Here is a 9281-nt window from a genome sequence, read left to right on the forward strand (position 1 = left end):
ATACTTCTCAGCAACACCTAACTTGTTCAACGGTTGTTTTACTACATACTGAAGAATAGTTGATGGAAAGTACTCTGCAAGGTCTCTCTTGTTAATAGTAATCTTTCCTGTACCTTCGCTTACGAATACGCGTGCAATAGCACGTTTACGTCTGCCTAATGCATTTACTACTTCCATTATATCTTATTTAAGTAAGTTTATATCAATTGATTTCGGGTTCTGTGCATCGTGTTTGTGTTCGCCACCAGCGTATACATACATATTGCTCAGCAATTTAGCTCCCAGTCTATTTTTAGGAAGCATACCCTTTACTACCTTTCTCAGTAATCTGTCTTCGCCGTTAGGTTTAGCGATCAAACGGGCAGGAGTCATTTCTCTCTGACCACCAGGATAACCTGTATATGACAAATAAACTCTGTCATTCCATTTGTTACCAGTTAATTTAACTTTGTCTGCATTAATGATAATAACGTTATCACCGCAGTCTACATGAGGAGTAAAGTTTGGTTTATACTTTCCTCTCAACAGTTTCGCAACTTTTGCGCCCAGACGACCTAAAGTTTGGTCTGTAGCATCAACAATAACCCATTCTTTGGTTACAGTTGCCTTGTTTGCAGAAATGGTCTTGTAACTTAAAGTATCCACTCTTAATTTGTTTTTTAAATGTTACTACTAAAAATTTGCTCACCACTTATTAATCTTCCCCGGACAAAGGAAGATTAACTTGCTATGAATTAATCTCTTATCCTTTTGTGATAATAATCGGCTTGCAAAAGTACGGCTTTTCTTTGAATTGGCAAAGTATTTCTATCTTTTTTTGGATTTATCAGATTGAAAGACAAGGGTAAGAAAAACATAAGACAAATCCGGAATATTCATAAAATCATAAGGACCATACTAGGTCCTATCCTGTTTCCCGGCAAATTGTTTATATCTATTTTATATTATAAGCAAAACGCAAACACCAAATCAACAATATTTACATAAAGAAACAGTTACCAGTAAAAGTAACTCTCTATATATCCCCCATTCAGACCACTCCGTTCTATATTCCCTATATCTGAAGTACTTTTTACATAGACTCCCCCTTACGTCGCCCTGCCACTCTGACAAACAGAACCTTGCAGAATTACGCAAGAGGGTAGTTGAAAAAGGATACTGTATCAGTATATTTAAATTTCCAGTTCCGGAACCTGGTCTTTCAAAGTCACAGTTCTCTCCTCTTCTGTTATCTTTGTACTTCCATCATATTCCAGAATAATGTTTTCTGCTTTATTCTCTATTGTAAAAGTAGCTTTCCCTTTGGGAGATATATTCATTTTTATTATCCATTCACCGACTTTTAAGGTATCTTCCGATATCTTTTCAGGAACAACGCCGACGCTCCCCTGTTCATGTGTACTCACAACAGTAGCAAAGCGGTATACCGGACTATACGGAGATATCGCTGTAAAATGCCAGTGATTTTTGTATGGAGCAAAATATCCTTTGTCATCTGCACGTAGCCAATTGACAGCCGGATAGAAAAACTGATCTGTCTGCTTCATCTCCAGTTTATCATTTGCAAAAAGATAAGCATCCGACACCCCTCCTGCATTCGTTGCAGTAATGTGCGTCATACCCTTATCATTTTTTATAATCATCGGATGTTCTATTGTGTGCAAAAGATAACTCCAGGTGACAGCTGTATCGGCCTCCAATTCATCATAAATAAAAACAAGTCCCGCATTTCCCAATTCAACAACATGCCGCCGAAAAGTCTTCAACCGATTCTTATCCCAGCCATTAGCAGGTGAATACTCAAGACCAGAGTCCCGTCCGCGAGCCAACCAAAGAGGAGAAACCACCTCACCATAAGCATTGGAAGCATCTCCTACAAAATAAGATATTCGTTTACCTGTATAATATCTTGGAATCCATCCATATCCTTCGGTACCTATTCTCTGTCCCATACCGTTGACAAGAATACTATTGTGTGCTCGTGTGCTTCTATGGCAATATACACTATGTTCATCCGTGAAACTTATGTGATGTCCACTACTGTAAAAGAGAGGTTTCCCGCCGAAGAATGTATTGAAAGCATTTTGATTGGCAATAGCATGCGAAGTCGATCCATACGGGCTACTACGAAAAGTAAGCATCGCATTCCGACTGAAATTCTCCCAATCAGACATCAGTGTCACCACCCCCGTTTGTGGAAACACATAAGCAAGAGGAAGATCTTTCATTTTCTTACCTTCCGGCAAAGGGGTATGATTCTGAAGACGAAACCAGGAAAGATCTCCCGTCTTAGCCATAAAGGCTTTACGCAACAACTCCGGTTCCTTTTGCAAAATACACCGTACATAATCGGCACTATAAGTATTGTTTATTAACCGGGCCAGCGCATCGGCATATCCCACACGAACTCCACTGGGCTGCAACACATTTTGATGAGAACTTCCATTACCCGCTGATTTCGAGAAAGGCGGCTGTTGATAGATGACGTACATAGCCGAACCCTCATACCATGGATCAGAGAAAAAATCATACCCGCTAATACGGCTATAAAAATAAGGTACTTCTATTAGTGTACGAATATTAACATGAAAATAAGAATCACCGTTATGCCATGCACCATCCTGGTTTAATCCAGGGAAACGAGCCACCCACAAATTATAGCAATAATCAGCCCACACTTCGGCTTCCGGCAGATCACCATACACACTGAAAGTCGCCATCGTAAAGATACGAAAAGCCATTTGCCAGACATGATTATCGGCAATATGATTCTCCAGATGATTATTGAAGCGATTAAAAAACTTTGTTCCATTCTTTTGCACCTCTTTCAATAATAATCTTCTTTGCAAGGCATCCAACTTATCATAAAAAGCATCATAAGCCATAGAACAAAGAGAAAGTAATGCCGATTCATTAAAATCACCTACAAAATTCGGACTCTCCTCCCACTTTATCATTTCGAGGATGCGCTTCATTGCTTCTTCATAATAACGATCGTCCTTAGTCAACAGATAGGCACGCACAAATACCTCAGCATTAACCTCTTCCCTATCCACAATACGCCGGCTTTCCCGGGTAAGAAGCGCATTACGTTTTACCTCATTATCCAAACCAGCCATTTTACTTGTATCCGTGTCATCAATATGTTTCATCGGAACTTTCAATGTCTTTTCTGCACGTGCAATATACCAGGCGCGTTCAGGCGCATCCTGACTTTGAGAAATAAAGGTATCCCACTCGTCCGAAGCAATCAATACACGTGGATGCTCCGATGGCAGTTTACTTATAAACGTTTTGAATGAGGGAGGAGAAAAACGATCCAGATTCGGTTCTTGTGTGAATTTCAAAACCTCCGACCAGGAAGTCTTTCCTCCTTCTACATATCCGTATTGCCAATACCAGATACCATCTGCAAGAGGAAATTCGGGATTATAAAAAGGCCATGAACAAACCGCTTCTATTACATTACTTTTAAAATTACGGTCTTGTGAAAGACGAACCCGGTACATTTGAGATGGTTTACTTACTTTAGTTGTCTCCATACCATCGAGTCCACTCCCATGTATCTGATTATCTCCAGCTAAAGGCCACATCAAAGAAACAGCCCGCTCACCAACCACCGCATTATTCAGTGGAGAGGGAGTTTCCCGCATTTCATGCATCAACATAGCGTCTGACAAACGGATAGTCACCGGATGATCTTTTGAAGTCAAGTAGTGAATATAAGAACTTTGATCCTGCCCTAAAAGGCTTCCCGAAAAGAACAAAGCCGTTAACAAAGAAAAGAAATGATGTTTCATATATAAAAATAATAGATGTATTCAGTTTTGCCGCCTGCTATAATAGCGCAACGGCAAAAGTAAGTAGTAATCGGATACTTGAATATTATTTTTATCCTAAGATATTTAGATTTTGTACAAATTCTCACCAAAATCAAAAACTCAGATCCCTTTTCTTCTTTCTATATCATCCATTCATTCTCTTACCTTACGATTTCTTCCGGAAATACAGCCGGCATCTCCACCCTCTTCCATGTTTCATGAAACCAGGAATTCAGCTCATTACCGTTCAGGTCTTTTGCTATAAAATACTTTAAATGGAGCAGATCATTATCTTCTATCTCAAATTCAAGAATATTATCCTTATTATCAAGCATAGGAAGATGAATATTCTTCTCTATACTTTCTTTATAAGAATGACCCGTCACTTGCTTATAAGTACCATATCCGGTAATGATAGCATCCTGTCCGGGAATTATGGTAAAATTCACAATCCGTCCGTCATCACTTAAAACCTTGAATGTATTACTGGGCTTTAACGCCCCCGGAACATCCGGAAGCTCTGACACATAATGACACAGTTGCCAGATTCCTTTCAAATTAGCAGGTTGAAACCTCGCTTTTTTCTGAGCCATAACACCTGTTACCATCAACAGCATCGCCGTCAATATGGTAAAGAAATAGAGTTTTTTCATCGCCGTATTATTTTTAGTTAATACTTTCAAGGCCTGTCGCTTACAAATATAAAAAAATCTTTTGAGAATCAAACAAATGTAAAGCAATAAAAAAGGCTTGCATCTTAAAAAGATACAAGCCTTTTTATTGAGAATCTAAAAAGATTTATTAGAATTCAGCGTTACGCGGTGTACGCGGGAACGGAATAACGTCACGTATATTAGCCATACCCGTCACAAAAAGCAACAGGCGCTCAAAGCCAAGTCCGAAACCAGAATGAGGACAAGTACCAAATTTACGCGTATCCAGATACCACCACATATCTTTCATCGGAATATGAAGTTCTTCAATACGGGTAACCAACTTATCATAATCAGACTCACGTTCTGACCCTCCGATAATTTCACCAATCTTCGGGAACAACACATCCATAGCACGTACCGTCTTTCCATCTTCATTCTGCTTCATATAGAAAGCTTTGATTTCCTTCGGATAATCAGTCAGAATTACGGGACGTTTGAAATGTTCTTCCACCAAATAACGCTCGTGTTCAGAAGCCAAATCAACTCCCCAATAAACAGGGAATTCAAACTTATGCCCTTTAGCTACAGCATCTTCCAGAATTTTAATACCATCCGTATAAGGCAAACGTACAAAATCCTCTTTCAACACGCCTTGCAAACGCTCTATCAAGCCTTTATCAAACATGTCGTTCAAGAACTTCACATCATCGGCACAATTGTCCAAAGCCCATTGCACGCAGTATTTTATAAACTCTTCGGCCAGATCCATGTTATCCGTGATATCATTGAACGCTACTTCCGGTTCAATCATCCAGAACTCAGCGAGATGACGAGGCGTATTCGAGTTTTCTGCACGGAATGTCGGTCCAAATGTATAAATAGCCCCCAAAGCAGTTGCAGCCAACTCGCCTTCCAACTGTCCCGAGACAGTCAGGCTCGCTTGTTTTCCAAAGAAATCGTCATCATAAATGATAGAACCGGTCTCATCTTTCTTCAGATCATACAAGTTCTTGGTAGTAACCTGAAACATTTGACCTGCTCCTTCACAATCCGAAGCCGTAATAATCGGCGTATGGAAATAAAAAAATCCTCTCTCATGGAAAAACTGATGAATAGCTATCGCCATGTTATGACGAATGCGGAACACTGCACCAAACGTGTTAGTACGGGGGCGCAAATGTGCTATTTCACGAAGGAACTCCATTGAATGTCCCTTCTTCTGCAACGGATATGTATTATCACAAGTACCCAGCACCTCTATTTCACGAGCCTGCACCTCCACTTTCTGCCCCGAGCCTACCGACTCAACCATCACACCATTTACACTTACACAAGCGCCTGTAGTGATCAGCTTCAGCATTTCTTCATCAAAGTTAGCCAGGTCAACTACTACCTGTACATTATTTATTGTAGAACCGTCATTCAGTGCGATAAAGTTTACTTGTTTGCTACCTCTACGGGTACGAACCCATCCTTTCACATTGACCATAGCGCCAAAGTCTTCGCGCTTCATCAGGTCGACAATTTTTGTTCTACTAATCTTTTCCATAACTATTGTATATACATTATTATATAATAGTAGTTAAGTAGTGAGTAGTTAAGTAGCAAGTAGGAATCGAAATGTCCACAAATAGATCTATCCTTTACTTACTACTTAACTGCTTAGTTACTTAACTACTTTTTTTTATTCAAAAGATCCCATGCGCAGGAAATTCACTTCCTGCTCAGTCAAATAACGCCATTCACCACGACGCAGACCTTTCTTAGTAAGACCGGCAAAGAATACACGATCCAGTTTTACCACTTTATAACCCAGTGATTCAAAAATACGACGAACAATACGGTTCTTTCCTGAATGGATTTCAATCCCCACCTGGTCACGTTTAATATCGTCGGCATAACTGATTGCGTCTGCATGGATTTCACCATCTTCCAATTCAACACCGGCAGCAATCTGATCCATATCAGCTTTTGTCAGATTCTTATCCAGATAAACATGGTAGATTTTCTTCTTCAGGAACTTAGGATGCGTCAGCTTAGAAGCCAGATCGCCATCATTCGTCAACAACAATACACCTGTGGTATTGCGGTCCAGACGTCCCACCGGATAGATACGTTCACTACAAGCTCCTTTTACAAGGTCCATTACAGTAAGACGCGCCTGAGGATCATCAGAAGTAGTCACACAATCTTTCGGCTTATTCAGCAGAACATACACCTTACGTTCAATGCTTACCGTTTCATCATGGAACTTCACAACATCAGCGCGTTTGATCTTAGTACCCAATTCCGTTACCACTTCACCATTCACCGAAACAACGCCGGCTGTGATAAATTCATCAGCTTCACGACGCGAACAAACACCAGCATTAGCCAAGAACTTATTCAAACGAATCGGTTCATTCGGATCAACAAACTGTTCCTTGTACTCTATCTGTTTTTTCTTACTATATTTCGCGTTGGGATCATAATCGCCTGTACGGCGCTGCGGACGGGCAAATCCTTGCGGACGACCTTCGCCTCCATTATTAAAGCGTGGACGATACGGACGATCACCGCCTTCACGATTGTAAGAAGGACGTTGCGGGCGGTCACCATAAGAACGTTGCGGACGATCGCCACCTTCACCATTATTGAAACGCGGACGATACGGACGATCACCACCTTCACGATTATAAGAAGGACGCTGCGGACGGTCGCCATAAGCAGGACGGTCACCATAGGAGCGCTGTGGACGGTCGCCACCTTCACCATTATTGAAACGTGGACGATACGGACGATCACCACCTTCGCGATTGTTATTATATGAAGGACGTTGCGGACGGTCACCATAAGCAGGACGATCACCATAGGAACGCTGCGGACGGTCACCACCTTCGTTGTTATTGTTAAAACGCGGACGATACGGGCGATCACCGCCTTCACGATTATAAGAAGGACGTTGCGGACGGTCACCATAAGAACGTTGCGGGCGGTCGCTGCCTTCACCATTAGAATTGAATCTTGGACGATACGGACGATCGCCACCTTCACGATTGTTGTAAGAGGGGCGATTATATCCACCTTCTCTGTTGTAAGATCTGTTACCATCACGGCTGGCGCCAGTGTTCTCTTCATTAGAGCTGTCACGCCATTCTTCGTTTTCTGTACTCATTACTTTATTCGAATAAAAATTAAACATAGGCCTCACGGCCGGTATTTCAGAGTTTTTTTTTAGAGTCCCGTATATGTATGCGGAGTTATCACTCTTAATTCTTTCTTTATATCTTCACTAACATTCAGTCCTTCGATAAACTCTTTAATAGAGCTTTCTGTTATCGCCTGGTTAGTTCTTGTCAGCGCTTTCAGTGCCTCATACGGGTGCGGATAAGCTTCACGGCGCAATATCGTCTGGATAGCCTCAGCAACCACACTCCAGCAATTATCCAGATCGCGGTAAATAGCCGGCTCGTTCAGTAACAATTTACGTAATCCCTTCAGAGAGCTTTGAATAGCGATTATAATATGTCCGAACGGCACACCTACATTACGCAACACAGTAGAATCTGTCAGGTCACGCTGCAAACGGGATACCGGCAATTTCACTGCCAGATGCTCAAGAATAGCATTTGCTATCCCAAGGTTACCTTCAGCATTTTCAAAATCTATTGGATTCACTTTATGCGGCATCGCACTTGAACCTACTTCACCTGCTTTTATTTTCTGCTTAAAGTACTCCATAGAAATATACTGCCAGAAGTCGCGGTTCATATCAATCATTATCGTATTGATACGCTTCATTGCGTCAAAGATAGCCGACAAATTATCATAATTCGAAATCTGTGTAGTATACTCTTCACGCTCCAATCCCAGTTTTTCCGCTACAAAACGATTACCGAACGCCTTCCAGTCATATTCCGGATAAGCTGCACGATGCGCGTTATAATTACCGGTTGCTCCACCAAATTTTGCAGTTACAGGAGACGCTTTCAATGTTGCCAACTGGCGTTCCAGACGATACACAAACACCATCACCTCTTTACCCAAACGAGTTGGAGATGCAGGTTGTCCATGTGTCTTGGCAAGCATCGGAATAGCTTCCCATTCTGTAGCATACGTTTTCAACTGAGCTATCAGTTCTTCAATCTGCGGGTAATACACCTGCTCCAATGCTTCCTTAATAGAAAGAGGGATAGAGGTATTATTAATATCTTGTGAAGTCAGGCCGAAGTGAATAAACTCCTTGTAGTCATCCAATCCGCCCAATTTATCAAATTCTTCTTTCAAAAAATATTCTACTGCTTTCACATCGTGATTAGTAACACTCTCTATATCTTTGATACGCTGAGCATCTGCTTCAGAGAAGTTACGATAGATAGCACGTAAGGCTTCAAATACACTTTTGTCGATTCCTTTAAGTTGTGGTAATGGTAGTTCGCATAGAGTAATGAAGTATTCCACCTCTACCTGCACGCGGTATTTTATCAGTGCAAATTCAGAAAAATAGGCTGCCAAAGCTTCGGCTTTGCCTCTGTATCGGCCGTCAATAGGAGAAATGGCCGTTAATAAATCAAGTTTCATATGTCGTTCGGATAATTATCAGGTTGCAAAATTAACTCTTTTTCCTGATTTATAATGCATAAAGGGGGTAGAAAGTTTATATAAAAGAGGTAAGAAAACAAAAAATGCTTCGCGAAAGACTTCACGAAGCATTTTACTTATCTATCGTGGGCGCTGAGGGATTCGAACCCCCGACCCTCTGGGTGTAAACCAGATGCTCTGAACCAGCTGAGCTAAGCGCCCGTACACTTCCGTTTCAAAAGCG

General features: G+C 41.3%; 7 protein-coding genes and 1 tRNA gene. All 8 read right to left on the reverse strand.

Annotated features, from left to right (window positions below):
* A partial coding sequence (gene rpsI / locus QX565_RS00845; protein WP_289290704.1) for a 30S ribosomal protein S9 occupies positions 1-177 on the reverse strand: 177 nt, incomplete at its 3' end.
* 6 nt (positions 178-183) lie between these two features.
* Positions 184-645, reverse strand: coding sequence for a 50S ribosomal protein L13 (gene rplM / locus QX565_RS00850; RefSeq protein WP_002562283.1), 462 nt, complete (start codon positions 643-645; stop codon positions 184-186).
* 527 nt (positions 646-1172) lie between these two features.
* Positions 1173-3800, reverse strand: a complete 2628-nt coding sequence (locus QX565_RS00855; protein ID WP_289290700.1) for a DUF4962 domain-containing protein — start codon at positions 3798-3800, stop codon at positions 1173-1175.
* A gap of 182 nt (positions 3801-3982) precedes the next feature.
* Positions 3983-4474, reverse strand: a complete 492-nt coding sequence (locus QX565_RS00860) for a DUF4488 domain-containing protein (RefSeq protein ID WP_289290702.1) — start codon at positions 4472-4474, stop codon at positions 3983-3985.
* A gap of 148 nt (positions 4475-4622) precedes the next feature.
* Positions 4623-6026 (reverse strand): asparagine--tRNA ligase, encoded by a 1404-nt coding sequence (gene asnS / locus QX565_RS00865; RefSeq protein WP_044166756.1) that lies wholly within the window; start codon positions 6024-6026, stop codon positions 4623-4625.
* 135 nt (positions 6027-6161) lie between these two features.
* The gene (locus QX565_RS00870) at positions 6162-7631 is read right to left on the reverse strand and encodes a pseudouridine synthase (protein WP_221649748.1); all 1470 of its coding nucleotides are present in this window, start codon (positions 7629-7631) and stop codon (positions 6162-6164) included.
* Positions 7632-7690: 59 nt separating this feature from the next.
* Positions 7691-9037, reverse strand: coding sequence for an adenylosuccinate lyase (purB, locus tag QX565_RS00875; RefSeq protein ID WP_221649749.1), 1347 nt, complete (start codon positions 9035-9037; stop codon positions 7691-7693).
* Positions 9038-9184: 147 nt separating this feature from the next.
* Positions 9185-9259: transfer RNA gene (locus tag QX565_RS00880), tRNA-Val, on the reverse strand.
* Between the last annotated feature and the right edge of the window lie 22 nt (positions 9260-9281).

Source organism: Bacteroides sp. 41_26 (genome assembly GCF_949740115.1).
In the GTDB taxonomy this organism is placed as follows: Bacteria; Bacteroidota; Bacteroidia; order Bacteroidales; family Bacteroidaceae; genus Bacteroides; species Bacteroides nordii.